Annotated in this window: 24 protein-coding genes; 13 read left to right on the top strand and 11 right to left on the bottom strand. The window is 70.5% G+C overall.

Annotated features, from left to right (window positions below; genetic code table 11):
* Nucleotides 1-63: 63 nt before the first annotated feature.
* Nucleotides 64-1,107: a rod shape-determining protein gene (locus tag BLR99_RS13380; RefSeq protein ID WP_011793479.1), complete on the bottom strand. Its 1,044-nt coding sequence runs from the start codon at nucleotides 1,105-1,107 to the stop codon at nucleotides 64-66.
* A 206-nt stretch (nucleotides 1,108-1,313) separates the two neighbouring features.
* Between BLR99_RS13380 and gatC the strand changes: the two genes are divergently transcribed.
* Genes gatC through gatB form a run of 3 tightly spaced genes read left to right on the top strand, consistent with a single transcriptional unit; the run spans nucleotide 1,314 to nucleotide 4,591 of the window.
* Nucleotides 1,314-1,613, top strand: a complete 300-nt coding sequence (gene gatC, locus BLR99_RS13375; protein ID WP_011793478.1) for an Asp-tRNA(Asn)/Glu-tRNA(Gln) amidotransferase subunit GatC — start codon at nucleotides 1,314-1,316, stop codon at nucleotides 1,611-1,613.
* 22 nt (nucleotides 1,614-1,635) lie between these two features.
* A complete protein-coding gene (gene gatA, locus BLR99_RS13370) occupies nucleotides 1,636-3,135 on the top strand; it encodes an Asp-tRNA(Asn)/Glu-tRNA(Gln) amidotransferase subunit GatA (protein ID WP_046059911.1) in 1,500 nt (499 codons plus the stop codon).
* Between the two features lies 1 nt (nucleotide 3,136).
* The gene (gatB, locus tag BLR99_RS13365; protein WP_017439263.1) at nucleotides 3,137-4,591 is read left to right on the top strand and encodes an Asp-tRNA(Asn)/Glu-tRNA(Gln) amidotransferase subunit GatB; all 1,455 of its coding nucleotides are present in this window, start codon (nucleotides 3,137-3,139) and stop codon (nucleotides 4,589-4,591) included.
* 34 nt (nucleotides 4,592-4,625) lie between these two features.
* Here gatB and BLR99_RS13360 read toward each other — a convergent pair whose 3' ends face one another.
* A complete protein-coding gene (locus BLR99_RS13360) occupies nucleotides 4,626-5,315 on the bottom strand; it encodes a hypothetical protein (protein ID WP_011793475.1) in 690 nt (229 codons plus the stop codon).
* A 79-nt stretch (nucleotides 5,316-5,394) separates the two neighbouring features.
* On the bottom strand, nucleotides 5,395-6,114 hold the full coding sequence (gene pyrE / locus BLR99_RS13355) for an orotate phosphoribosyltransferase (RefSeq protein WP_017438791.1): 720 nt from the start codon (nucleotides 6,112-6,114) through the stop codon (nucleotides 5,395-5,397).
* Here pyrE and BLR99_RS13350 point away from each other — a divergent pair.
* Nucleotides 6,113-6,928 (top strand): exodeoxyribonuclease III, encoded by an 816-nt coding sequence (locus BLR99_RS13350; protein ID WP_041827189.1) that lies wholly within the window; start codon nucleotides 6,113-6,115, stop codon nucleotides 6,926-6,928. The genes pyrE and BLR99_RS13350 overlap by 2 nt on opposite strands.
* A gap of 25 nt (nucleotides 6,929-6,953) precedes the next feature.
* Here the strand turns inward: BLR99_RS13350 and dkgB are convergent, their stop codons facing one another.
* Together dkgB and BLR99_RS13340 are read right to left on the bottom strand one after the other, a co-directional pair.
* Nucleotides 6,954-7,787: a 2,5-didehydrogluconate reductase DkgB gene (gene dkgB, locus BLR99_RS13345; RefSeq protein WP_046059910.1), complete on the bottom strand. Its 834-nt coding sequence runs from the start codon at nucleotides 7,785-7,787 to the stop codon at nucleotides 6,954-6,956.
* Nucleotides 7,788-7,873: 86 nt separating this feature from the next.
* A complete protein-coding gene (locus tag BLR99_RS13340) occupies nucleotides 7,874-9,076 on the bottom strand; it encodes an MFS transporter (RefSeq protein WP_046059909.1) in 1,203 nt (400 codons plus the stop codon).
* 113 nt (nucleotides 9,077-9,189) lie between these two features.
* Between BLR99_RS13340 and BLR99_RS13335 the strand changes: the two genes are divergently transcribed.
* The 3 genes from BLR99_RS13335 (at nucleotide 9,190) to BLR99_RS13325 (ending at nucleotide 11,031) form a co-directional block, all read left to right on the top strand.
* Complete coding sequence (locus BLR99_RS13335) at nucleotides 9,190-10,086, top strand: LysR substrate-binding domain-containing protein (RefSeq protein ID WP_046059908.1); 897 nt, start codon at nucleotides 9,190-9,192, stop codon at nucleotides 10,084-10,086.
* Between the two features lie 86 nt (nucleotides 10,087-10,172).
* Complete coding sequence (locus BLR99_RS13330) at nucleotides 10,173-10,433, top strand: hypothetical protein (RefSeq protein WP_017438700.1); 261 nt, start codon at nucleotides 10,173-10,175, stop codon at nucleotides 10,431-10,433.
* Between the two features lie 73 nt (nucleotides 10,434-10,506).
* Complete coding sequence (locus tag BLR99_RS13325) at nucleotides 10,507-11,031, top strand: GAF domain-containing protein (protein ID WP_017438699.1); 525 nt, start codon at nucleotides 10,507-10,509, stop codon at nucleotides 11,029-11,031.
* A gap of 36 nt (nucleotides 11,032-11,067) precedes the next feature.
* On the opposite strand, the gene BLR99_RS13320 is transcribed toward BLR99_RS13325, so the two are convergent.
* Nucleotides 11,068-11,979 carry a bifunctional GNAT family N-acetyltransferase/nucleoside diphosphate kinase regulator gene (locus BLR99_RS13320; protein WP_011793468.1) on the bottom strand — a complete coding sequence of 304 codons (912 nt, stop codon included), beginning with the start codon at nucleotides 11,977-11,979 and terminating at the stop codon, nucleotides 11,068-11,070.
* Nucleotides 11,980-12,163: 184 nt separating this feature from the next.
* Between BLR99_RS13320 and BLR99_RS13315 the strand changes: the two genes are divergently transcribed.
* Together BLR99_RS13315 and BLR99_RS13310 are read left to right on the top strand one after the other, a co-directional pair.
* Nucleotides 12,164-12,802 (top strand): MBL fold metallo-hydrolase, encoded by a 639-nt coding sequence (locus tag BLR99_RS13315; RefSeq protein ID WP_019699867.1) that lies wholly within the window; start codon nucleotides 12,164-12,166, stop codon nucleotides 12,800-12,802.
* Between the two features lie 159 nt (nucleotides 12,803-12,961).
* Nucleotides 12,962-14,479: an SLC13 family permease gene (locus tag BLR99_RS13310; RefSeq protein ID WP_011793466.1), complete on the top strand. Its 1,518-nt coding sequence runs from the start codon at nucleotides 12,962-12,964 to the stop codon at nucleotides 14,477-14,479.
* A gap of 27 nt (nucleotides 14,480-14,506) precedes the next feature.
* Here the strand turns inward: BLR99_RS13310 and BLR99_RS13305 are convergent, their stop codons facing one another.
* The 4 genes from BLR99_RS13305 to xopAG form a co-directional block, all read right to left on the bottom strand.
* The gene (locus BLR99_RS13305; protein WP_011793465.1) at nucleotides 14,507-15,361 is read right to left on the bottom strand and encodes a M48 family metallopeptidase; all 855 of its coding nucleotides are present in this window, start codon (nucleotides 15,359-15,361) and stop codon (nucleotides 14,507-14,509) included.
* A gap of 139 nt (nucleotides 15,362-15,500) precedes the next feature.
* Nucleotides 15,501-16,466: a DMT family transporter gene (locus tag BLR99_RS13300; RefSeq protein WP_011793464.1), complete on the bottom strand. Its 966-nt coding sequence runs from the start codon at nucleotides 16,464-16,466 to the stop codon at nucleotides 15,501-15,503.
* A gap of 62 nt (nucleotides 16,467-16,528) precedes the next feature.
* Nucleotides 16,529-17,290 (bottom strand): helix-turn-helix domain-containing protein, encoded by a 762-nt coding sequence (locus BLR99_RS13295; protein WP_046059907.1) that lies wholly within the window; start codon nucleotides 17,288-17,290, stop codon nucleotides 16,529-16,531.
* A gap of 62 nt (nucleotides 17,291-17,352) precedes the next feature.
* Nucleotides 17,353-18,882 (bottom strand): XopAG/AvrGf1 family type III secretion system effector, encoded by a 1,530-nt coding sequence (xopAG, locus tag BLR99_RS13290; protein WP_233427231.1) that lies wholly within the window; start codon nucleotides 18,880-18,882, stop codon nucleotides 17,353-17,355.
* Nucleotides 18,883-19,098: 216 nt separating this feature from the next.
* On the opposite strand from xopAG, the gene BLR99_RS13285 reads away from it, so the two are divergent.
* The 3 genes from BLR99_RS13285 (at nucleotide 19,099) to BLR99_RS13275 (ending at nucleotide 22,753) form a co-directional block, all read left to right on the top strand.
* Nucleotides 19,099-20,448, top strand: a complete 1,350-nt coding sequence (locus BLR99_RS13285) for an AmpG family muropeptide MFS transporter (RefSeq protein WP_011793461.1) — start codon at nucleotides 19,099-19,101, stop codon at nucleotides 20,446-20,448.
* 100 nt (nucleotides 20,449-20,548) lie between these two features.
* The gene (locus BLR99_RS13280) at nucleotides 20,549-21,268 is read left to right on the top strand and encodes a response regulator (protein ID WP_011793460.1); all 720 of its coding nucleotides are present in this window, start codon (nucleotides 20,549-20,551) and stop codon (nucleotides 21,266-21,268) included.
* Between the two features lie 243 nt (nucleotides 21,269-21,511).
* A complete protein-coding gene (locus tag BLR99_RS13275) occupies nucleotides 21,512-22,753 on the top strand; it encodes a HAMP domain-containing sensor histidine kinase (RefSeq protein ID WP_011793459.1) in 1,242 nt (413 codons plus the stop codon).
* A gap of 28 nt (nucleotides 22,754-22,781) precedes the next feature.
* On the opposite strand, the gene BLR99_RS13270 is transcribed toward BLR99_RS13275, so the two are convergent.
* Nucleotides 22,782-24,065 carry a YbfB/YjiJ family MFS transporter gene (locus tag BLR99_RS13270; RefSeq protein ID WP_048857543.1) on the bottom strand — a complete coding sequence of 428 codons (1,284 nt, stop codon included), beginning with the start codon at nucleotides 24,063-24,065 and terminating at the stop codon, nucleotides 22,782-22,784.
* A 70-nt stretch (nucleotides 24,066-24,135) separates the two neighbouring features.
* On the opposite strand from BLR99_RS13270, the gene BLR99_RS13265 reads away from it, so the two are divergent.
* Nucleotides 24,136-25,020 (top strand): LysR family transcriptional regulator, encoded by an 885-nt coding sequence (locus BLR99_RS13265; RefSeq protein WP_011793457.1) that lies wholly within the window; start codon nucleotides 24,136-24,138, stop codon nucleotides 25,018-25,020.
* The last annotated feature ends 28 nt before the right edge of the window (nucleotides 25,021-25,048 follow it).

The following is a 25,048-nucleotide window of genomic DNA, read 5'->3' as shown; positions in this document are numbered from 1 at the left end:
AGGCAAGGCGGCCGGCCTGCCCGGCCGGCGGACCCGCTGCCTCCGCCCCGCGGCATGGTCATGTCACTCGCTCGTGAAGATGCTGCCCTGGCGGTCCATGCGCTCGAGCGCGATGCCGCAGCCCCGGACCACGCAGGTCAGCGGATCCTCGGCCACCAGCACCGGCAGGCCCGTCTCTTCGGCGAGCAGCCGGTCGAGGTCGCGCAGCAGCGCGCCGCCGCCCGTGAGCATCATGCCGCGCTCGGCGATGTCGGCGCCCAGCTCGGGCGGGGTCTGCTCCAGGGCGTTCTTGACGGAGGAGACGATCTGGTTGAGCGGATCGGTGAGCGCCTCCAGCACTTCGTTGCTGGAGATGGTGAAGCTGCGCGGCACGCCCTCGGAGAGGTTGCGGCCCTTGACCTCCATCTCGCGCACCTCGGAGCCGGGGAAGGCCGAACCGATGCTCTTCTTGATGGCCTCGGCCGTGGGCTCGCCGATCAGCATGCCGTAGTTGCGGCGGATGTAGCTGATGATGGCCTCGTCGAACTTGTCGCCGCCGACGCGGACGCTGCCCTTGTAGACCATGCCGCCCAGGGAGATCACGCCGACTTCCGTCGTGCCGCCGCCGATGTCCACGACCATGGAGCCGGAAGCTTCCGACACCGGCAGGCCGGCGCCGATGCCGGCGGCCATGGGTTCCTCGATGAGATAGACGGCGGTGGCGCCCGCGGCCTCGGCCGCGTCCTTGATGGCGCGGCGCTCCACCTGGGTGGAGCCGCAGGGCACGCAGATGATGATGCGCGGGCTCGGCGTGAGCAGCGTGCGCGGGTGCACCATCTTGATGAACTGCTTGATCATCTGCTCGGTGATCACGAAGTCGGCGATCACGCCATCCTTCATCGGGCGGATGGCCTCGATGTTGCCGGGCACCTTGCCGAGCATGGCCTTGGCCTCGTGGCCGACGGCCTGGATGACTTTCTTGCCGTGGGGGCCGCCTTCGTGGCGGATGGCGACCACGGAGGGTTCGTCGAGCACGATGCCCTTGTCGCGGGCGAAGATCAGCGTGTTGGCTGTGCCAAGATCAATGGCAAGGTCGGTGGAGAAGTACCGACGGAAAGCTCCGAACATTCAGGAATTCCTCTCGGGCACGGCATGCGCGTCGGCCTGCCGTCGCCGGGTGTTTACAGGGTGTTTGTGGGCTTTTTTCGCACAATGACCGGCGGTTGGGAGGGTATTGCGGCAAAGCCGGGATAATACCGCATCCCCTGTGAATAACTCCCGCCCGGCCCCACGCCGGCGCAGCTTTACATCCCGTTTCCGGACCTGTTTTCCCTATGGCACTGACACCCCAGGACATTGGCCGCATCGCCAACCTGGCGCGGCTCGAGCTGAGTCCCGCCGAAAGTGAGCGCATGCTTACCCAGCTCAACGGCTTTTTCGGCATCGTCGAGAAGATGCGGGCTGTGGATACCGCCGGCCTGGAACCCCTCTCCCATCCCGTCGCGGCCATCCAGGACATCGCCCTGCGCCTGCGGGAAGACACCGCGAGCGAGCCCGACCAGCGCGAGGCCAACCAGCGCAGCGCGCCCGCCGTGGAGCGGGGCCTGTTCCTGGTGCCCAAGGTGATCGAATAACAAGAATAAAAGTACGTAATCCATGAGCGAACCCTCCTCTTCCCTGCACACCCTGGGCGTGGCCGAACTGGCCGCGGCGCTGCGCGGCAAGCGCATCTCCGCCGTCGAGACCGCCCGGCATTTCCTGGCCCGCATCCAGCAGCACACCGACCTCGGCGCCTTCGTGAGCGTCAACGAGGAGGCCACCCTGGCCCGGGCCCGCGCCCAGGATGCGGCCATCGCCGCCGGCACGGCCGGCCCGCTGGCGGGCGTGCCCATCGCCCACAAGGACATCTTCGTCACGCGCGACTTCCCCAGCACGGCCGGCTCGAAGATGCTGGCCGGCTACCAGTCGCCCTTCGACGCCACGGTCGTCACGCGGCTGGCCGACGCCGGCGCCGTGACGCTGGGCAAGCTCAACTGCGATGAATTCGCCATGGGCTCGGCCAACGAGAACTCGGCCGTCGCCCCCCTGGGCGCCGATGCGCCCGCCCCGGTACGCAACCCCTGGGCCACCGACCGCGTGCCGGGCGGCTCCTCCGGCGGCAGCGCCGTGGCCGTGGCCGCGCGCCTCGCCCCGGCCGTGACGGGCACCGACACCGGCGGCTCCATCCGCCAGCCGGCCTCGTTCTGCGGCATCACCGGCATCAAACCCACCTACGGCCGTGCCAGCCGCTACGGCATGATCGCCTTCGCCTCCAGCCTGGACCAGGCCGGTCCGATGGCCCGCTCGGCCGAGGACTGCGCCCTGCTGCTCTCGGCGATCTGCGGCCCCGACCCGGACCGCGACTCCACCAGCCTGGACGTGCCGGCCGAGGACTTCAGCGCGAAGCTGGGCGACAGCATCGACGGCCTGCGCATCGGCATCCCGGCAGAGTTCTTCGGCGAGGGCCTGGCGCCCGACGTGCGCGCCGCGGTGGATGGCGCGCTCAAGGAATACGAGAAGCTCGGCGCGAAGCTCGTGCCGATCACGCTGCCGCGCACCGAGCTGTCCATCCCGGTGTACTACATCATCGCGCCGGCCGAGGCCTCGTCCAACCTGAGCCGCTTCGACGGCGTGAAGTTCGGCCACCGCGCCAGGGACTACACCGACCTGGTGGACATGTACAAGAAGACCCGCGCCGAGGGCTTCGGCGACGAGGTCAAGCGCCGCATCATGATCGGCACCTACGTGCTCTCGCATGGCTACTACGACGCCTACTACCTGCAGGCGCAGAAGATCCGCCGCATGATCGCGGATGACTTCCAGAACGCCTTCAGGGACTGCGACCTGATCGCCGGCCCCGTGGCGCCCACGGTGGCCTGGAAGCTCGGCGAGCACGGCAACGACCCGCTGGCCGACTACCTGGCCGACATCTTCACGCTGCCCGCGTCGCTCGCCGGCCTGCCCGGCATGAGCGTGCCCGCCGGTTTCGGCGAAGGCGGCATGCCCGTGGGCCTGCAGCTCATCGGCAACTATTTCCAGGAAAGCCGGCTGCTGAACGCCGCGCACCGCCTGCAGCAGGCGACCGATTTCCACCTCCGCACGCCCGGAGGCCTGTGACATGACGACCAGCAAACTGATCCATGGCTACGAAGTCGTCATCGGCTTCGAGACCCACGCCCAGCTCGCCACGCAATCGAAGATCTTCAGCCGCGCGCCCACGGCCTTCGGCGCCGAGCCCAACACCCAGGCCTGCGCCGTGGACCTGGCCCTGCCCGGCACGCTGCCCGTGATGAACCGCGAGGCCGTGGCCTGCGCCATCCGCCTGGGCCTGGCCCTGGGCTCCAGGGTCGCGCCCGAGAGCATCTTCGCGCGCAAGAACTACTTCTATCCCGACCTGCCCAAGGGCTACCAGATCAGCCAGTTCGAGATCCCGGTGGTGCAGGGCGGCGAGGTCTCGTTCTATCTCGGCGACGAGAAGAAGACCGTGCGCCTGGTGCGCGCCCACCTGGAGGAAGACGCGGGCAAGTCGCTGCACGAGGATTTCATCGGCCAGTCGGGCATCGACCTGAACCGTGCCGGCACGCCGCTGCTGGAGATCGTGACCGAGCCCGACATCCGCAGCAGCGAGGAGGCCGTGGCCTATGCCCGCGAGCTGCACAAGATCGTGACCTGGATCGGCATCTGCGACGGCAACATGCAGGAAGGCTCCTTCCGCTGCGACGCCAACGTCTCCGTGCGCAGGCCGGGGGCGCCGCTGGGCACGCGCCGCGAGATCAAGAACCTGAACAGCTTCAGGTTCATGCAGCAGGCGATCGACTACGAGATCCGCTGGCAGATCGAACAGATCGAGGACGGCCACGCGATCCAGCAGGCCACCGTGCTGTTCGACCCGGACACGGGCGAGACGCGCGCCATGCGCACCAAGGAAGACGCGGCCGACTACCGCTACTTCCCCGACCCGGACCTGCCGCCGCTGCGGATTTCGGAGCAGTGGGTGCAGGAAGAGCGCGCGCGCATGCCCGAACTACCGCGCACCATGGCCGCGCGCTTCGTGGCCGACTACGGCCTGCCGGAATACGACGCGACCACGCTCACGCAGTCCAAGGCCATGGCGGCCTACTTCGAGGAGGCGGCCAGGGCCAGCGGCAGCCCCAAGCTCGCCAGCAACTGGATCATGGGCGAGGTGTCGCGCCGCGTGAACGCGGGCGAGACCGACATCGCCGCCGCGCCGGTGACGGCCGCGCTGCTGGCGAAGCTGATCCAGCGCATCGCCGACGGCACCATCTCCAACGCCGCCGCCCGGCAGGTGTTCGAGGCGCTCTGGACCGGCGAAGGCACTGACGTGGACGCGGTGATCGAGACCAGGGGCCTCAAGCAGATGAACGACTCCGGCGCGCTGGAGAAGATCATCGACGAGGTGATCGCCGCCAATCCCGACAACGTGGCGCAGTTCAAGGCCGGCAAGGACAAGGCGTTCAACGCCCTGGTGGGCCAGGCCATGAAGGCCAGCAAGGGCAAGGCGAACCCGCAGCAGGTCAACGAGATGCTGCGCGCGCGGCTCGCGGCCGCCTGACGCTGCTGCGTATCGGGGCCGGCCGGAGCCCCGGTCAGCGAGAGGCCGGCACGGCCGGCATGCCCTGCTGCGCGGCCCAGAGCTGGCGCAAATGGGCCAGTTCCGCGTCGAAGCGCTGGTGCACCCGGCGCTTTTCGTCTTCCTGCGAGGCGATGAACCGCTGCTGCTGGGCGAGCGACTCCTCCTGCTCGGCGATCTGGCGGCGCAATGCCATGGGGGCCTTGGACGGGTCGCGGCGATAGAACTCCATCTCGGCGTCGAGCGCCTTGCGCTGGCGCCGCAGTTCGGCCACGCGGGCCTCGGCCACGGCCGTCACCTCGTTCACCTGCGCGATGGCCGCCGCGCGCTCGGCATCGTGCGCGACCTGGTCCGGATAGCGCGCGACCAGCACGCGCTCGCGACGCCGCTCCTCGGCGGCGCGCGCGCGTTCGTCGGCCTCCTTGCGGCGCTGGGCCTCCAGCGCGGTGCGCTCCTGGTCGGACAGGGTGGGCCCCACGCGCGAGCGCTCCGTGCCGGACGGCCCCAGCACGCGCTGTTCGCGGTCGGAGCACTCGGGGATGGGGCGGTCCGCGGTGAGGCGGCGGCCCTTGGCATCCACGCAGGTGTAGATGCCGCCGGGCCCTGGCTGCTGCTGCGCCTGGGCCGCGACACCGCACAGGAAGGCCAGCGCCGCTCCGGCGCCCGCGCGCCAGAGGCTCAGTTGCTTCACCGGAAGGGCTTCCATGCTGTGCAGATGTCCGTGCTCTCCCGCCGCCCCGAAAAGGTCCGGGGGCGGCAGCGTGCGAAGAAAGGTCGGGCGCGGTTCAGACGCCGTAGCGCTGGCGGTAGGCCAGCACGCGCTCGTGGTGGGCTCCCATGTCGGAGCCGCCCCGGTCCTGCAGATATTGCAATAAATCGGCCAGCTTGGCGATGGTGCACACCTGCATGCCCAACTGGCTGCGCACGTACTGCACGGCGCTGTGGTCCACGTCCTGGCCGTTCTCGGTGGCCTTTTCCTGGCGGTCGAGGGCGATGGCCATCGCATGGGGAATGGCTCCGGCGACCCGGATGAGCGCGATGGACTCGCGCGCGGCGGTGCCGGCGGACATCACGTCGTCCACGATGAGCACGCGGCCCTGCAGCGGCGCGCCGACCAGCGTGCCGCCTTCGCCATGGTCCTTGGCTTCCTTCCGGTTGTAGGCGAAGGGGACATTGCGGCCATGGCGGGCCAGCTCCACCGCCACCGTGGCGGCCAGCGGGATGCCCTTGTAGGCGGGCCCGAAGACCATGTCGAATTCGATGCCGCTGGCCAACAGGGCTTTTGCATAGAATTCCGCGAGCCGGCCCATCTTGGCGCCATCGTCGAAAAGCCCGGCATTGAAGAAGTACGGGCTCATGCGGCCCGCCTTGGTCTTGAATTCGCCGAACCTGAGCACGCCAGCCTCCACGGCGAAATGCACGAATTCCTGGGCGAGGCGGTCCGCCGACGCGCCGTCTCCCGCCGTTTCCTCTCCCGTCCGCCGCCGCGCGCCGTCTGCCACCATGGATGCTTCCCTTTTCAAATTGACCAGCCTGAACCTCAACGGCATCCGCTCCGCCGCCTCGAAGGGCGTGGAGGCCTGGATCGCCGAGACGCGGCCGGATTGTATTTGCGTGCAGGAGATCAAGGCGCAGTCCGCCGACATCGAAGGCCGTTTCGAGACCCTGGCGGGCCTCAAGGGGCATTTCCACTACGCGACCAAGAAGGGCTATTCGGGCGTGGGCATCTACACCCGCCACGAGCCGAGCGACGTGCGCGTGGGCTACGGCTCCACCGAGTTCGACGCCGAAGGCCGCTACGTGGAAGCCCGCTTCGACACGCCTTCGCGCAAGCTGTCGATCATCAGCGCGTATTTTCCGAGCGGCTCGTCGGGGCCGGAGCGCCAGCTCGCGAAATTCCGCTTCCTGGCGGAATTCCACGTGCACCTGATGCGCGTGAAGGAAGAGCGCGAATTCATCCTCTGCGGCGACGTCAACATCGCCCACCAGCAGATCGACCTGAAGAACTGGCGCAGCAACCAGAAGAACAGCGGCTTCCTGCCCGAAGAGCGCGAGTGGATGACAAAGTTGTTGCACAAGACCGACCCGGGCGGCGGCCTCGTGGACGTGTACCGCCTGCTGCAGCCCGACACCACCGAGACGGCCTACACCTGGTGGAGCAACCGCGGGCAGGCCTATGCGAACAACGTGGGCTGGCGGCTGGACTACCACCTCGCCACCCCGGCGATCGCGGCCCTGGCGCGCACCGAGTCCATCTACAAGCAGCAGAAGTTCTCGGACCACGCGCCGATCACGGTGGGCTACGAGCTGGCGATCTGAGCCCAGATTCCAGGCGCCCGCCGGGTCAGTCCCAGGCCGGCGCCAGCCCTTCCGGGTCCACCAGCCGGCCGCCCCGGTCCAGCGCGGCGATGCGCTGCATGTGCGCATCCTCCAGCCGCAGCTGCGTGGCGCGCAGGTTCGAGGCCAGATGTTCGCGGCGCGTGGACGAAGGAATCACGGCGAAGCCCGACTGCATCGCCCAGGCCAGCGCGACCTGGGCGGGCGTGGCGCCGCATGCCTGCGCGATCGCCTGGATTTCCGCATCCTGCAGCATCTGGCCGTAGCCCAGCGTCATGTAGGAGGTGATGTGGATGCCCTGGCTGCGCGCGAAATCCACCACCGCCCGGTTCTGCAGGTAGGGGTGCAGTTCGATCTGGTTCGTGGCGATCGACTCCGCGCCCACGGCAGCCACCGCCTCGCGCATGAGCGACACAGTGAAGTTCGACACGCCGATGCGCCGCACGAGCCCCCGGGCCCGCGCATCGGCCAGCGCTTCCAGGCTCTCGGCCAGCGGCACGGCGCCGCCGGGCGAAGGCCAGTGGATCAGCGCCAGATCGACGTAATCCGTGCGCAGCTTTTCGAGGCTTTCCTCCAGGCTGGGAACGAGCCTGCTGGCGGCGAGATGGTCGGTCCAGACCTTGGTGGTGAGGTAGAGGTCGCCCCGGGCCACGCCGCTGGCGGCAACCGCCTGGCCCACCTCGGCTTCGTTGCCGTAGATCTGCGCGGTGTCCACGTGGCGATAGCCGAGGTCGAGGGCATTCGCCACCGAATCGATGGCGGCCTGGCCCTTGAGCCGGAACGTGCCCAGGCCGAACGGGGGCACGGGCGGTTGGGTGGATGGGGAAGCGGATGCCTGCATGGAAAACTCCTTGTCGGTGAATGAATGAATGAATGGATGGATGGGTGGGTGGAAAGGGAGAAGCGCGCCCGAGCCAGCCCCACGCCTCAGTGGCCCGCGGCCGCCGGACGGCCCCCGCGCGCAGCGGCCCCGCCGCGCGCATCGAGCACGCCGCTGGCCTGGGTGAGCGCCAGCGCACCCAGCACCACGACCGCGCCGATCCAGGGCGTGTGCATGAGGCCCAGGTGCGTCACGATCAGCCCCCCGGCCCACGCCGCGCCGGCGATGCCCAGGTTGAACGCGGCGATGTTCAGGCCCGAGGCCACGTCCACGGCCTGCGGCGCGACGCGCTCGGCCTGGCGCACCACGTACAGCTGCAGGCCCGGCACGTTGCCGAAGGCCACTGCGCCCCAGAGCAGCACCGTGCCCACGGCCAGCCAGGGATGGGGCGCGGTGAACTGCAGGAGCAGCAGCACGGCGGCCAGCAGCGCGAAGATGATGCGCAGCGCGGCGACGGGACCCAGGCGGTCGGCCAGCCGGCCGCCCCAGAGGTTGCCCGCGGCCACCGAGACACCGTACACCAGCATCACCCAGCCCACCGCGCTTTCGCTGAAACCCGACACGCCGGTGAGGATGGGCGCGAGGAAGGTGAACGGGATGAAGGTGCCGCCGTAGCCGATGGCCGTCTTGGCATACACCAGCAGCAGCCGCGGCTCGGCCAGCACGCGGGCCTGCTGCAGGAGCGAGGCCGGCGGAACGTGCGCGATGCGCCGCGGCACGAAAAGCGCGCTGCCCGCGAAAGCCAGCATGCCGAGCCCCGCCACGGCGAGGAAGGTTTCGCGCCAGCCGAAGTGCTGGCCGATGAAGGTGCCGAGCGGCACGCCGGTGACCAGCGCCACCGTGAGCCCCGCGAACAGCGTGGCGATGGCGCTGGCGGCCTTCTCGCGCGGCACCAGGCCGGTGGCGATGGTCGAGCCGATCGAGAAGAACACGCCGTGCGCGAGCCCGGTGAGCACGCGCGCGGCCACCAGCGTGCCGTAGCCCGGGGCCTGCCAGGCCAGCAGGTTGCCGGCGGTGAACAGCGCCATGAGCGCGAGCAGCAGGGCCTTGCGCGGCAGCCGGCCGGTGAGCGCGGTGAGCACCGGCGCGCCGACGGCGACGCCCAGCGCATACAGGCTGACGAGCAGGCCGGCCGAGGGCAGGCCGATGCCGAGGTCCGCCGCCACGGTGGGCAGCAGGCCGACGATGACGAATTCCGTCGTGCCGATGGCGAAGGCGCCGAGCGTCAGCGCGAACAGGGCAATGGGCATGGAAGCACTCCTTGGGATCACAGATCGATGCCAGGAGTGTGGGCGCTTCACCTTTGCGGAAAAAGCCTGTGATCGGCAGAATATATTTGCCTTAGAGTCAACAATCTGCCCTCATGAAAACCACCCTGGAAGAACTGCAGGCCTTCGCCGCCGTGGTGGACGCAGGCTCGGTCACCGCCGCCGCTGCGCAACTGGAGCAGACGGCATCGGGCGTCAGCCGGGCGCTGGCACGCCTGGAGAAAAAGCTCGACACGACGCTGCTGCGCCGCACCACGCGCCGCATCGGGCTCACGGAGGAAGGCCAGGCCTTCCTCACGCGCACCCGCGCGATCCTCGCGGCGCTCGACGAAGCGGAAGAGCACATGGCCGCGCGCCGGGGGCAGCCCGCGGGGCGCCTGCGCGTGAACGCGGCCACGCCGTTCATGCTGCACGTGGTGGCACCGCTGGTGCCGGCCTTCCGCGACGCCTACCCGCAGATCGCCCTGGAGCTGGACACCGACGAGCGCAACATCGACCTGCTGGAGCGGCGCACGGACGTCGCCATCCGCATCGGTGCCCTGCGCGACTCCACGCTGCATGCGCGCCCGCTGGGCTCCAGCCGCCTGCGCGTGCTCGCCAGCCCTGCCTACGTGGCCGCGCACGGCCGGCCGAAGTCGGCAGCGGCCCTGGCGCAGCACACCCTGCTGGGGTTCACCCAGCCCGAGGCGCTCAACCTCTGGCCCCTGCGCGGCCCGCACGGCGACGCATGGGCCGCCACGCCGGACATCGCGGCCTCCAGCGGCGAAACCCTGCGCCAGCTCGCGCTGCAGGGCGCCGGCATCGCCTGCCTGGCGGACTTCATGACCGCGCGGGACCGCGAGCGCGGCGACCTCGTACAACTGCTGGCCCGGGATACGGCCGATGTGCGGCAGCCCATCAGCGCGGTGTACTACCGCAACACGCAGCTCGCTTCGCGCATCGCCTGCTTCCTGGATTTCCTGGCCGCACGGCTGGCCGAACCCGGACATTGAGAAAACCCTGTAGGACCGCATCGGGTCCTGCGGGCAGGCTTGCGCGAGCGCAAGGCCGCGCGGCCCGGCGGCGCTTCAATGGCGCCATGCGCACCAAGGACATTCCCTTCCTCCGCCCCGGCATGTACGTCCGCTCCCGGAACGGGAACACCCGCATGCTGGTGACCTGCGACAACGGCGACGGCTCCGTCATCTGCTTCTGGTTCTGCGAGGAGGGCGACCGGCTGGTCTGGCAGCGGTTCGCGGGCGGCGACCTGTGCCCGGACCTCCAGCCCGGCCTCCAGCCGCCCCCGGGCAAAAAAGCCCCGCCGTGCCGCGGCAACCACGCAAGGCCCGCCAGCGCATGACGGGCACGCCCGGCCGTACGCTCTGTTGCAGACTGCCTCTTACGCGGGCACCTGCCGTTGCTTAGACTGGGCCATGTTCCTCGACTACAACCCCGACGACCTCGACGTCCGGATTTCGGAACTGCTGGTGGCCACCAGCGACTCCGCCGATCCCGAACTGCCGTCCGCGGTCCCTGCCGTCCTGCGCCTGCTGCGCACGCGGCTGGACATGGACGTGGCCTTCGTGTCGCAGATCACGAACGGGCGCCGGACGATCGAGGCCGTGGACCACACTCCCGGCTTCGATCCCCTTCCGGCGGGCTCGTCCGATCCGGTCGAGGAAACCTGGTGCCAGCACGTGATTGAAGGCCGGCTGCCGGAGCGCGTGGAGAACGCGGCCGCCTACGTCAAGGCGGGGAAGGCCCCGGATCCGGGGTACCCCGTGGGCACGCTGCTGAGCACGCCGGTGCGCCTGCCGGGCGGCGGGGTGTATGGCACGCTGTGCTGCTTCAGCCGGGGGATCCACCCGGAAGCCGACATCGGTCGTCTCCGGTACACGGCCGACCTGCTGGCATCGCGGCTCCAGCCTGGGCCCGGAAAGCCGGCTTCCGCCCGCTGAGCCAGCAGGCCGGCGCCATCGGTGCCGCTACAGGGCCTACAGGTGGAAATCGCCCCGGGCTTCCGGCTGATAGAGCACTTTCCGCACCCGGATGCGGCGCGTACGGTCCGCGATCCGCCAGCGGAAGGCATCGCCCTCCCGGTAGCCCAGGATCGCCGTGCCCAGGCCCGAGCAGACGGAATGCCTGCCCGCGGCCTCGTCCGCATCCTGCGGATAGACCAGCGCCACTTCCACCGTTTCGTTGTCCACCTCCAGCAGGGCCCGGGAATTCATCGTGACGACGTCCTCCGCCACCTGCCGCGGATCGACGACCGTGGCCCGCTCGATCTCGTGCTCCAGCTCGAATATCTCCGGGTCCTGGTGGAACGCGACGAGCTGCCGGAGCCGGGCTTCGTCGATCTCGGTGACGTGGATGGCCGGGGCGCCCGCCGCGGGGCGTTCGCGCAGCAGCCGGAGATAGCGGTCCGCGCCCATGGCCAGGGACGTCACCGAAGGCCCTTCGCTGTGCAGCGCGAATCCGCTGCGCAGGAAAGCCTTCAGCGACCGCGCGTTGTCCGGATGGATTTTGGCGATGAGCCTTTCGGCCCGCATGTCGAAGAACGCGAGCTTCATGCCTTCGCGGATCGCGCTGGCCCCGAGCCGGCGCCCCCAGTTGGCGCGGTCGCCGATGGCCAGGACCATCTCGCAGTCGGGGCCGTCCTTGACAAGGCGGACGAAGCCCACGGGCATGTCGTGCCGGTCGCAGGCCATGAAGAACCGGCCGCCCTGGTTGAACAGATGCGTGAGCACCGGCAGCTGGACCCGGCCGACCACCTGCCCGATGGACCGGGAGACATCGCGCGCATCGCTCAGGTAGCGGGTCACGCCCTCGTCTTCCAGCCAGTCCATCAGCAGGAGCGCGTGGGCCCGGGTGATCTCCGGGCACAGGGAAATGAAAGGCTTGTTCATCTTCACCCCATCGGGTCGCGAGAATGAATGAAAGCCTTCCATGGCCCCGGGCCATGGCGGTTCTTTCGGGAAAGGGGGGATTCTAGGGCGCTGTGTGGGCGATGGCCAGGCGGCGTCCTTCCATCGGCGGGCGGCATACTCGGCCTCTCGCCCACCCCTTGTGCCGGCCCTCGTCTTCAGTTCCATGCTCCACTACCACACCCACCCCGTCACCGCCTTCCAGCAGAACTGCTCGCTTGTCTGGTGCGATGCCACGCAGGCGGCCGCCGTGATCGACCCCGGCGGCGACCTCGACCAGGTGCTCGCGGAGGTGGAGCGCCGCGGCCTGCGGCTGGAGCAGATCTGGCTCACGCACGCCCACATCGACCATGCCGGCGGCGCGGGCGAACTGGCCGAGCGGCTCTCGCTGCCGATCACGGGCCCCCACCCGGGCGACCAGTTCTGGATCGACGGGCTGCCGCAGCAGAGCGCGATGTTCGGGTTCCCGCCCGCCCGGCCCTTCACGCCCACGCGCTGGCTGCACGACGGCGACACGGTGCAGATCGGCAACGAGACGCTGCACGTGCGGCACTGCCCTGGCCACACGCCTGGCCACGTGGTGTTCCATGCGCCGCAGATCCAGCGCTGCTTCGTGGGGGACGTGCTGTTCGCCGGCAGCATCGGCCGCACGGACTTTCCCCAGGGCAACCACCAGGACCTGATCGACAGCATCGTGCAGCGCCTGTGGCCCATGGGCGACGAGACGGTGTTCATTCCCGGCCACGGGCCGGAGAGCACCTTCGGGCGCGAACGGCGCAGCAATCCCTACGTGGGCGGCACCTGAGCGGCCCTCCACGGCCGGGTATCCGCCCGGCCTTGATGCCGGTCAACGTCCCGAGAGCGGGGTACGGGCATTCTTCCAGGCAGGCCTGACGGCACCGCGCAATCGGTCGTTTCCGATCGATGGCGGGCCACGGCCTCACCGTGAAAGAAAAGCTCCGCCATGACGACGTCGCCCGTCCCCTCGCCCTCCCCCGCCGCTCCGATCACTTCGCATCCAGAGCCCGACTCCCGCCGCAAGCTCGGCTACCTGCTGCTTGCCCTGGGCCTGTATGCCCTGGTGCTGGCCCTGCCGACCCCGGCAGGGCTTTCGCCCTCGGGCCAGGTCGCCCTCGGGCTGCTGGTGTTCGTGGTCACGCTGTGGATCAGCGAGTGCGTCTCGCCCGCCAACAGCGCGGTGCTGCTCACCGGCATGGCGGTGGTGGGGTTGATGGGCAAGCCCCTCACGCCGGGCGCCAGGCCCATGGGTTCGGCCGATGCGCTCACCGTGATGCTGGGCGGCTTCTCATCGACGGCCGTGCTGCTGGTGGCCGCCGCGCTGTTCCTGGCCGTGGCGCTCAAGCACACGGGGCTGGACCGCCGCGTGGCCCTGCTGGTGATGAGCCGGGTGGGCATCTCGCCCGCGCGGCTCACGCTGGGCGCGATGCTGGTGGGCTTCGTGCTGGCGCTGTTCATCCCCTCGGCCACGGCGCGCGTGGGCGCGGTGATACCGATCATGGTCGGCATCACCGCGGCGCTCGGCCTGCCCGTGGGCAGCAGCCTGGGCGCCACGCTGATGATCGTGACGGCGCAGGCCTGCTCGATCTTCAACATCGCGGTGAAGACGGGCGCGGCGCAGAACCTCATCAGCCTGAACTTCATGCAGGGGGCCTTCGGGCACGGCGTGACCTGGGGGCAGTGGTTCCTCGCCGCCCTGCCCTTCACCATCGGCATGTCGGTCGTGCTGTTCTTCGTGTCGCTGTGGCTGCTGCGCCCCGAGGTGCCCGACTCCGAGGACGCCGCGGGCAACCTGCGCGAGCAACTGCGCGCCCTGGGCCCCGTCAGCGCCCCGGAAAAGCGCCTGATCGCGGTGGCGCTGCTGCTGCTCGTGCTCTGGTCCACGGAAGGCACGCTGCACCCGTTCGACACCACCACCACCACGCAGCTCGGCATCGCGCTGCTGCTCATGCCGCGCATCGGCGTCATGCATTGGGCACAGGCAGAAAAGCTCGTGCCCTGGGGGACGGTGGTGCTGTTCGCTGCCTCGATCTCGCTCGGCACGCTGCTGCAGCGCACCGGTGCGGCCGGCTGGCTGGCCCAGCAGACGCTGGGGCAGCTGGGGCTCGCGGCCCTGCCGGTGGTGTCGGTGATCGGCGCGCTGGCCGTGTTCAGCATCGTGCTGCACCTGGGCTTCGCCTCCGCCACGGGCCTGGCCAGCACGCTGATCCCGATCTTCATCGCCTTCGCGCAGACGCTGCCGGTCTCGAAGGAAACCGCGTTCGGCATCGTGCTCGTGCAGAGCTTCGTGGTGTCGTTCGGCTTCATCCTGCCGACGAACGCGCCGCAGAACATGCTGTGCTATGGCACGGGCGCGTTCGGCACGCTGCAGTTCGCCAAGGTGGGGCTGCTGGTGACGCTGGCGGGCCTGGCGCTCATCCTGCTGCTGTCGGCCACGCTGTGGCCGTGGATGGGCGTGCTCTGACGGCGCGCGGGCGTCACGGGCGCCGGTTCAACCGCGCCGCGCGGCCTGGTAGAGGCCCTGCACGCGCGGCACGTTCTGCTCCAGCTCGCGGATGCGGTCCGGCCCGCTCGGGTGCGTGGACAGGAAGGCGAGCCCGCCCTGGTTGCCGGTGGCTTCGCCCATCTTGCGCCAGAGCGTGACGGCGGATTCGGGGTTGTAGCCGCCGCGGGCGGCCATTTCCAGGCCGACGAGGTCGGCCTCCGTCTCGTCGCTGCGGCTGAACTTGAGCGAGAGCAACTGGGTGCCGAGATTGGCCGCGACATTGCCCAGGTCGCCCAGGCCGAGCAGTTGCGCGCCGAGCGACAGGCCCATGCTCGTGGCCTGCGTCTTGGCCAGGCGGGCGCGGGCATGCTCGCGCAGTGCGTGCGCCATCTCGTGGCCCATGACCATGGCAGCCTCGTCGTCGGAGAGCTTGAGCTGGTCCAGGATGCCGGTGTAGAAGGCGATCTTGCCGCCCGGCATGCAGAAGGCGTTGATCTGCTTGCTGCCGATCAGGTTCACTTCCCACTTCCACTGCCGCGCGCGGTCGTTCCACTGGGTGGAGAAGGGGATGAGGCGCTGGCCGATACCGCGCAGGCGCACCAGCTGGGGATGGGTGTCGCCGGCCAGCGCGCGCTGGGCCTTGGCCTTGGCGAGCATCTGGTCGTACTGCTGGTCGGCGGCGGCCTCCAGCTGCTCGGCCGGCACGAGGCGCCGCATCTGCGAGGCAGAACCCACGTCCACCTGGGCCAGCGCCGGGGCGGCAGCCGCCGCGCCGGCAGCGAGCAGGAAGCCCCGCCGCGCGTTCCAGGGCCCGGCGCGCAGGGCGGTGCAGAATCGGCAGCCGGTGTCGTAGTGCGGCATGGCCGCAGGAGACCCATCGACGGCCGGAAAGAGGGAAGTCGGGTGATCGTTCGGCATGATGGGGCGAGTCTATTGCGCCGGAGCGCAGCGCGGCTGTAGGCCGCCCGCGCAAATGTCCATGCAGCCGAAACGGCACCCGTCACCCGGCCGCTGCCCCCCTGCGGCCGCGGATCTCCGACCAGACCACGATCAGCAGCCCGCCGATCACGCCCGCCAGCCCCCAAACGGCCATGGCGGACGGCGATTCCCCTACCACCGCCACGGCCAGGCAGAACGCGACGACCGGTTCGGCCAGCGCGAGGGTGACGCCCGTGGCGCCGCTGATGTGCCTCAGCGCATGCGTGAAAAGCAGGTATGCCACTCCGGTGGCCACCAGACCCAGGTACAGCACGACCCCCCAGGCGCGTGCCGACACCGCGAGCGGCCCGGCGATGGCGAAGGCGGCCGGCAGGGACAACAGCGCGGCCGAGCCGAACACCGCCAGGTTGACGGCCCCCGGCGCTGCGCGGGCCACCAGCCGCTGGTTGACGAGCGCATAGGCAGCGTACGACAGGCCCGCCACCAGGCACAGCGCGATGCCGCCCGGCGGCGCCTGCACGCTGGTGCGGCCGTCCAGCGCCATGGCGGCCCCGCCCGCCACGCCGAGCAGCGTGCCCGCCCACCACACGGCCGCGGGCCAGCGGCGCTGCACCACGGTCTGCAGCAGCCCGGCCCAGATCGGGCCGCTGCCGATCGCGATCGCCGTGCCCAGCGCCACGCCGCTGGCCTTCACCCCGGCGAAAAAACTCAGGTTGTAGGCGGCCACGCAGACCCCGCCGGCCAGGACGCCGCGCCAGGGCAGCGCGCCGAGGCCGCGCGCACCGCCCTGCCACCGCAGCAGCGCCGCGAAGAAAGCACCGGCGATCAGCAGCCGCAGCGCCCCCACCCACACCGGCGCCAGGCCGGAAGGCGCGAGGCTCTGCGCCGTGCCCGTCGTGCCCCACAACACGGCGGCCAGCAGCACCATGCCGATGCCCAGCGGCGCCCGGGAGGCGGGCTGTGCCGCCAGCCGGATGGTGGCGGAAGACGGCGTGTCGGGAGAGGCTGCTTGCGATGGGGAGGACATGGCCCCGAGCGTGCCACGCGGCGCGGCCGCCATGTGTCGCGCAACGCTCGAAGTGCGCCGGTTCAGTCCCTGCCGGCGTCTCCGCGCAACGCGCGGGCACCCGTGCCGCGCTCCCGGCGCAGCGCGCTCGCGAGGGCGGTACCCGTGGCGTAGCCGCAGGCCGCCGCCGCATCGTCGAGCCGCTGTCCGCGCGCGATGCGCTGCGCGGCGGCATCCAGGCGCAGCCCGCGCAGCCAGGCCTGGGGCGTCGCGCCGGTGAGTTCCAGCCAGCGGGCATGGAAGCGCTGCGGGCTCAGGTGGCACAGGGCGGCCATGCGGGGCGTGGGCCAGGGCTCGTGCAGGGCGGCCTCCACCGCCTGCTGCAGCCGTTCCAGCGGCAGTGCCCGGCGGGCCAGCACGCGGGGCGCACGGCCCAGCAGGGCTTCCAGATGGGCGGCCACCTGGCCCCCCTGCGCGACGGGCGCGCTCCACACGCCGGGCAGCGAGGGCAGGCAGGGCGCACCGCCGGCCCCTCCGCCGATGGCCCGCGCCAGGCCGTCGCGCGCCTGGGCCGGCACGGCGAAGCGGCGCAGCCGGTCCATGCCCGGTTGCGCCGCCGCATCGACCACGCAGAAGCGGGCTCCGGGCGAGGCCAGGTAGCCGTGCCGCGCGCCGGCGGGTATCAGGATGCCGCAGGAGGCGTCCACGAACGCCGAACGGCCGTCCACCTCCAGCTCCATGCGCCCCTGCAGCCCGACCAGCACCTGCGCATGGTCGTGCGCATGCGCGGCGTGCTCCCCGCCGTAGTGGCGGAGGGTGCAGGACAGCGTGGCGCCGGAATACATGGAAAGATCCTACCGCTCCCGAAACCCGGGCGCCACGCATGCAGCGATTGCCCGGAGCGCAATCAGGCAGGCCTGCCCGGCAGCCCGGCCTTGGCGAGTTGCTTGCCAGTGTAGAACTCTTGCGCTGCTTCGCGGCAAATGCCCTCGAAAAATGCGTCTGCATCCTCGATCGTGTACCCGGCGCCGGCAAAACACCCGCGGGCGATCTCCTGGAGCGTGTGGCGGCTGCCGCTCGCATCGTCGTACACGGCGTTCAGACAGGCGATGAGCACCTCCACATCCTGCATCGACAGGCGAGGCTCCCCGCTCATGAGTCTCGCATGGTTGATGCAGGCGACGGCGTTGGCGGCAGTGAACGAATCCCCCAGGCCCGAACAGTCCTCGAAACCGTCTCCGCGCTCGTTCAGCTTGAAGTGGGCGATGGCCAGGTTTTCCATGTTCTTCGAGAGCGCCATGGGCCGGATGTCTTCCAGGCCTTCCGGGTCATCGCGCAGCAGGAATTCCTTGAATCGCGTTTCGAGCCGGTGCAGCAGTGGACCGGCAACTCCCGTGTTCCGCTTGAAGACGCTTTTGGACGGGTCCTCGAACATGAGGCTTTCGTCGATGCGCTCCGTCTGGCGCTGCGACAGAAGACCCTGTTCCACCAGGAACTTCATGATGACGTTCTCGGCGTGGCCCCAGTGCTCGTCGGAAGCATAGACCTGCCTGAAATTCAGCAAGGTCTGCCCCGCCGCGAACTGGGCGGTCCCACTGAGCGCCCCTTCCTTGGCGAGTTGCGCCTGTAGCGATTCCGAGCTTTCGCGCAGGGACAGCCCCCGGCGCTCGGAATCTTCCTTGAAGTGCCTCAGGCCGCGGTTCACGAATGGCCGGGTGATCGAGCGCGACGTATAGCCCCTGGCGCCGGTTTCCGTATTGGACACTCCCGCGAGGGCATATTTGCTCTTCTGCCCATACAGCGCGCTGTTGCGCAGATCAAAATCGGCCGGAACGCTGGAAGGCGCATAGCGATCGACGCACTCCTGCTTCACCAGTGTGCCCTGCAGGCATTCGAGGCTCTTGAGCAGGGAAGCCCGGGCCTCGGGAGTGTCCGTGCGTTCGATGAGGTGCACCTTGGTGGCGGCCCGGTAGTCGGTCATGGAAACGAATTGCCGGTTTCCGCACCGTTTCAGGAAAGCCGGCAACCGCGGCTGCAGTGCACGCTCTCCGGGCTCGGCTGCATGAAAGCGCTGGCGATAAGCGGCGGCCTCCGTGAAGGCCTTGTCGAGCCGCGCATTGCTGGTGAAGCCGCCCCTGCCATCGTGCAGGGATGTGGTGGACAGGAAGAAGCCGTTGGCGGCCTTGTCGCAGAGGTATCCTGCAGCGGCCAGCCCGAGAACATATTTCATCGCCCGGGCCGGGAGGTTCTGCGTTCCGTCCTGGCCACCACCCGTCGGAAAGGCGGTTTCTGGGATGCCGCCACGCCTGGGAGCGGAAGTCATGGACCGCGTTCCGCGCGGGGCAATGCGCTGTGTGGTGTCGGGGCTTGCAGCTACCGGAGCCCGGTGCGGGCTGACCTTCGGCGGGAGTACCACGGAGGGCACCGCAGTGCGCACGGCACAGCTGGCTAGTTCTTTTCTCATGTGTGTATTGGTTGTTTGCGGCGCGGCCTCGCAGGCGCCCGGAATGGACAAATGAAGTTGCGCACCAGTTCAGTTGGCGCGATTCTGAGTCAACAGCATCGCCCTGACGGAACACAGACGAAAATCCATGCCGGTGCGCGAAAGACCCCGACGCACTCCGCGCTCTTCCACTGCCGCCTCCCGCCCCCCATGACACCCTCTCCGCCTGCCCCAGCCCCCTCCGCTCCGCCCGGACCGGCCCGCTCCTGGCGCGCCGCCTGGAAGGTCTATGCCGAACCTGCCAGCCTGCGCATGCTCGCCCTGGGTTTCTCCGCCGGCCTGCCGCTGCTGCTGGTGCTGGGCACGCTGTCGTTCTGGCTGCGCGAGGCGGGCGTGGACCGCACCACCATCGGCTACCTCAGCTGGGTGGGCCTCGCCTACGCCTTCAAATGGGTCTGGGCGCCGCTGGTGGACCGCATGCCGCTGCCGCTGCTCACGCGCGCACTGGGCCGGCGCCGCAGCTGGCTGCTGTTCTCGCAGGCGCTGGTGATGGCGGGCCTGGCGGGCATGGCTTTCAACGATCCGCGCGCGGCCCTCGCGCCCATGGTGTGGTGCGCGCTGGCCGTGGCCTTCGGCTCGGCCACGCAGGACATCGCGCTGGACGCCTTCCGCATCGAATCGGCCGACGCCGACCGGCAGGCCGCGCTGGCCGCCACCTACCAGACGGGCTACCGTTTGGCGATGATCTGGGCCGGCGCCGGCGTGCTGTGGGTGGCCGCACGCGCCGAGGTGCCCGGCCTCGCGGGCTACCAGCACGGGGCCTGGCGCACGGCCTACCTGGTGATGGCCGCCTCGATGCTGGTGGGCGTGCTCACGGTGCTGCTTTCGCGCGAACCCGCTCCGCGCCCTCTGCCGCCCGCGCGCAATGCGGCCCAATGGCTGCGCGGCGCGCTGATCGATCCGTTCGCCGATTTCATCGCGCGCTACCGCTGGCAGGCCGCGCTGATCCTGGCGCTGATCGCCGTGTACCGCATCAGCGACGTGGTGATGGGCATCATGGCCAATCCGTTCTACGTGGACATGGGCTACACCAAGGACGAGGTGGCCGCCGTCACCAAGGTGTTCGGCGTCGTCATGACACTGGCCGGCGCGTTCCTCGGGGGCGCGCTGTCGATGCGCGTGGGCGTGATGCGCGTGCTGATGCTCGGCGCCCTGCTGAGTGCGGCCAGCAACCTGCTGTTCGCCTGGCTGGGCCTGCAGGAGCACGACGTGACGCTGCTGGTGCTGGTTGTGTCGGCCGACAACCTGGCCGGGGGCATCGCCTCGGCCGCGTTCATCGCCTACCTCTCGGCCCTCACGAATGTGCAATATTCGGCCACGCAGTACGCGCTGTTCAGCTCGATGATGCTGTTGCTGCCCAAATGGCTCGCCGGTTTCTCGGGGCGTTTCGTGGATGCCTTCGGCTACCCCGAGTTCTTCGCGGCCACGGCGATGCTGGGCCTGCCCGTGCTGGCGCTGGTGGCGCTGGCCGCGCGCGCGCAGCAGCGCCCGCCGGGCTGAGCGCAGCCGGTTTACCGAAACTTTACGGCCACTTCAACGCCCCGAGATGCACCGGGGCCAGCATGCCATCCTGCCTTTGCGCAAGGAGACGAGAGACGCCATGAGTACCGCCCAGCTGTTGATGATCGAAGACGACTTCCGCCTCGCGCAGATGGTCATCGAATACCTCGGCCAGTCGGGCCTGGAGGTCGCGCACATGGCCGACGGCCAGAGCGGCATGGCGCGGCTGCAGGGCAGCGATGCCGGCCCGCTGCCCGACCTCGTGATCCTGGACCTGATGCTGCCCGACATGGACGGCCTGGACGTGTGCCGCCGCATCCGCTCGCTGCCCGGCGCCGCGGCCCAGGTGCCGGTGCTGATGCTCACCGCCAAGGGCGACCCGATGGACCGCATCATCGGGCTGGAACTCGGCGCCGACGACTACCTGCCCAAGCCCTTCGAGCCGCGCGAGCTGCTGGCCCGCATCCGCGCCATCCTGCGGCGCCGCGAGACCGGGCCGGCGGCGCCCTCGCAGGCCCTGCGCTTCGGCTCGCTGGAGATCGACCGCGACGCACGCTCCGTCACGGTGGGCGGGCAACCGGCCGACCTCACCTCCTACCAGTTCGACCTGCTCGTGGCGCTCGCGGAGCGGGCCGGCCGCGTGCTCACGCGCGACCAGATCATGGAGGCCGTGCGCGGCCGCGAACTGGAAGCCTTCGACCGCTCCATCGACGTGCACATGGGGCGCATCCGCGCCGCGATCGAGTCCGACCCCAAGAACCCCCGCCGCATCCTGACCGTGCGAGGCGTGGGGTACGTGTTCGCCAAACAGCAGGACTGAAGATGGAGGCATCATTCCCCTGTGGCGCCACGCGCCTTCCCCTTTCTCTCGCCGCGCTGCGCGCGGCGGGACGGGGGACGACGCCAGTGGCCGGGCGAAGCCCGTTCCACGGCGTCCGCTGGCTTGGCCTGCTCCGCGGCCACCGCACGGGTGGCGGCGGGGCGCGGTTCACGGGCCGCCTGCAATGCCGCAGGCCGCAGCATCAGCCGCCATGGCGTGACATCGCCACATTCTGAAACGCCCATGTCCAACCCCTTTTCCCGCCGCCTCTACCTGCGCATCTGGCTCGCCGTGGTCGGCGGCATGGCGGTGCTCACGCTGGCCGTGGGCTGGGCGTGGCGCATCGCGTCGGAGCAGAACGCGCTGACCCAGCCGGCGCCGCCGCCGCGCGAGATGGTGCTGCTGGACGCCGCGGGCCAGCCCGTGCTGCGCGGTCTCGCGATCCGCGTGCCGCCGACGGCCGGCGGGCCACCGGGCGGGCTGGAGTTCAGCGTGGAGGCGGAGAACGGCCAGTTGCCCTATACGCTGCAGTTCTCGCCGCGCATCCGCCCCCCCGGCGAGCGGGACCGGCGCGGCGGTCCCGAGGCCGCTTTCTGGACGCGGCCGCCCTTCGGCTTCCTCTGGATGCTCGGCATCGTGGGCGTCGCGGTGGCCGTGGGGGTGTTCCCCATCATCCGCCGGCTGCTCAAGCGGCTGGAGAACCTGCAGCGCGGCGTGCAGCGCTTCGGCGAGGGCGACCTGTCGGTGCGCGTGGCCGAGCATGGCCAGGACGAGGTGGCCGACCTCGCACGGCAGTTCAACGCCGCGGCCGCGCGCATCGAGACCCTGGTGAAGTCGCACAAGTCGCTGCTGGCGAATGCATCGCACGAGCTGCGTTCGCCGCTCACGCGCATCCGCATGGGGCTGGAGCTGATGCAGGGCAGCACACCCTCGCCGGCGTTCCGCTCCGAGATCCTGCGCAATATCGCCGAGCTCGACCAGCTGGTGGACGAGATCCTGCTCGCCAGTCGCCTGGACGCGCGCGAGGCCGACATGGGCACCGTGGAAACGGTGGATTTGATGGGCCTGGCCGCCGAGGAATGCGTGCGCGTGGACGCCGAACTGCAGGCCGCCGATGGCACCGCCGCCGATGCGCTGGAAGTGCGCGGCATCGCCAAGCTGCTGCGCCGCGCGCTGCGCAACCTGCTGGAGAACGCGCGGCGCTACAGCCAGGGCGACATCACCGTCACGCTGCGCAGCACGGGGACGCAGGTGGAGGTGAGCGTGTGCGACCAGGGCGCCGGCGTGCCGCCGGCGCAGCGCGAACGCATCTTCGAGCCCTTCTACCGCCTGCCCGGCGCCAGTGAACGCTCGGGCGGCGTCGGCCTGGGGCTGGCCCTGGTGCGCTCCATCGCGGAGCGGCACGACGGCAGTGTGTACTGCACGGACCGGCCCGACGGCGCGGAGGGCGCCTGCTTCGTTCTGCGGCTGCCGCGCGCCACCTGACCGCCGCCCGCCCGCGCGGTGCTGCGCGTCAGTCCCCTGCCGGCAGCGGCTCCGGCGGCCAGCGCCACGCCATCGCGCCCAGCACCGCCGCTCCCAGCCCCAGCGCGCCGGCCGCCATCGCCAGGCCGTGCGCGAACCCCTGCTGCGGCGTGGCGGCATGGTGCAGTGCCCATGCCACCAGGGGCGGCCCGGCGATCTGGCCCAGGCCGTAGGCCACCGTCAGCAGGCCTGCGAAGCTGTCGCCGGCCGCCGGCCAGATGCGCCGCGCCTCCTGCAGCGCATAGAACGTGATGGCGGTGAATGGCAGCCCCAGCAGCAGGCTGCCGAGGGCGAAGCCCGGCACCCCCGGCCACGCCAGGCCCAGGCCGATGGAAACCGCCTGCAGCGCGTAGCAGCCCGCCAGCAGCCAGCGCCGGTCCCAGGCCGCCGGAGTGCGGGTGGACAAGGCCGCACCCAACGCCACGCCCGCGCCGAACACCGGCCAGAACAGGTCCGGCCAGGGCGATCCGGCCGGCAGCACCCCGCGCGCGATCACCGGCAGGAAGGTGGCGGTGACGATATAGCCCAGCCCCGCCAGGCCGTAGGCCAGCGTGAGCAGCGCGCGGGCGGAGCGGCCGCCCCGGGCCACGGGCGCGGCGGTGCGCGGCGCGGCGGGCCCCGCCGCGCCGGCCGCCGGCTGCGCCGCCCCGCGCACCACCGACCACACCAGCGCGCACAACACCGCGCAGAGCAGCCCGAAGACGGCCCAGCCCGCGGCGGCCCGCCAGTGCGCCGACACCATGGCGCTGGCCGACAGCCCCGTCAGCACGATGCCCAGCCCCGGCCCGCAGAAGATCAGCCCGCCCAGCGCCGGCTGCCCCAGCGCCACCAGCCGCGCCATGCACCAGGACGACACGTTCAGGAACACCACCGCGCTGGCCACCCCCGCCGCCGCGCGCAGCAGCGGCCATGCGCCGGGCAGGGGCAGCGCCATGGCGCAGGTCAGCAGCACCGTGGCCGCCAGCCCCCAGCGCGTGAGACGGGCCCCCTGCCATGAACGGGCCGTGCCCGGCGCCAGCCACGGCAGGGCCATGCAGACCAGCGCGCCGGCCAGATAGCCGATGTAGTTGACCGTGGCGAGCCAGCTGCCTCCGGCCAGGGTCAGCGCTCCATCGCGCAGCATCATGGGCAGCAGCGGGGTGAAGGCGAAGCGGCCTATGCCCATGGCGGCGCCCAGCGCGGCCATGCCGGCCAGGGCGACGGCCAGCGGGCGGTCCGCCAGGGCGGGCGACGTGCCGGCACCGGGGCCGGGCGGAGAGGTATCGATGGCCATGGAGTTTTCGCTTCTTTAATTCTCTTTTTAAGATTAACATTCAATCGATTCATCTTCAAACAAGATATTCATGGACCTGTCCGCCCTGGAAATCTTTCGCGCCGTCGCAGCCGAAGGCAGCGTCACCCGCGCGGCCGAGCGGCTGGGCCGGGTGCAGTCGAACGTGACCACCCGCGTGCAGCAGTTGGAGGAACAGCTGGGTGCCACGCTGTTCCTGCGCGAAGGCCGGCGCATGGCGCTGACCCCGGCCGGTACCTCGCTGGTGGCCTATGCCGACCGCCTGCTGGCGCTGGCGGAGGAAGCCCGCCAGGCCCTGCACCCCGGCACCCCCGGCGGCAGGCTGCGCCTGGGCGCCATGGAAAGCACCGCCGCCGCCCGCCTGCCCGCCCCGCTCGCCCGCCTGCACGCCCGATGGCCCGGCCTGCAACTGGAACTGCGCACGGGCGCGTCGCGCGAGTTGGTGGACCAGGTCCTGGCCCACGCCAGCGACTGCGCCCTGGTCGCCTGGCCGCCGCCGGGCGTGGATCCGGAAGCGCCGGTGGACTGCACTCCCGTCTTCACCGAATCGCTGCTCATCGCCCTGCCGGCGGGCCATCCACCGGTGGAGCGCCCGGGAGACCTGCAGGTGGACACCCTGGCCGCGTTCTCTCCGGGCTGCACCTACCGCCGCCTGGGCGAGGACTGGATGCGCGCGCAGCGGCACGGCGCCGCGCCGCACATACTGGAGCTGGCCTCCTACCATGCCATCCTGGCCTGCGTGGCCGCGGGGCGCTGCGCCGGCGTGGTGCCGCAGTCCGTCATCGACCTGATGCGCGAACCGCCCGCGCTGCGCTGGGTGCCGCTGGCCGGGCGCGAGACGGTGCTGGTGCGCCGCCGCGGCTGGCACACCCCGGCCCTGGATGCGCTGCTGGATGCGCTGCGCGACGTCCCTGCCGGCATGCCGCCGGGCGCCTGAAACCGACCACCCGCTGTTCCCAGCCCCC

The sequence above is a fragment of the Paracidovorax citrulli genome (assembly GCF_900100305.1).
Lineage (GTDB): Bacteria > Pseudomonadota > Gammaproteobacteria > Burkholderiales > Burkholderiaceae_C > Paracidovorax > Paracidovorax citrulli.
The sequence above is the reverse complement of the archived record's forward strand: the minus strand, read 5'-3'. Positions and strand labels throughout refer to the sequence as shown.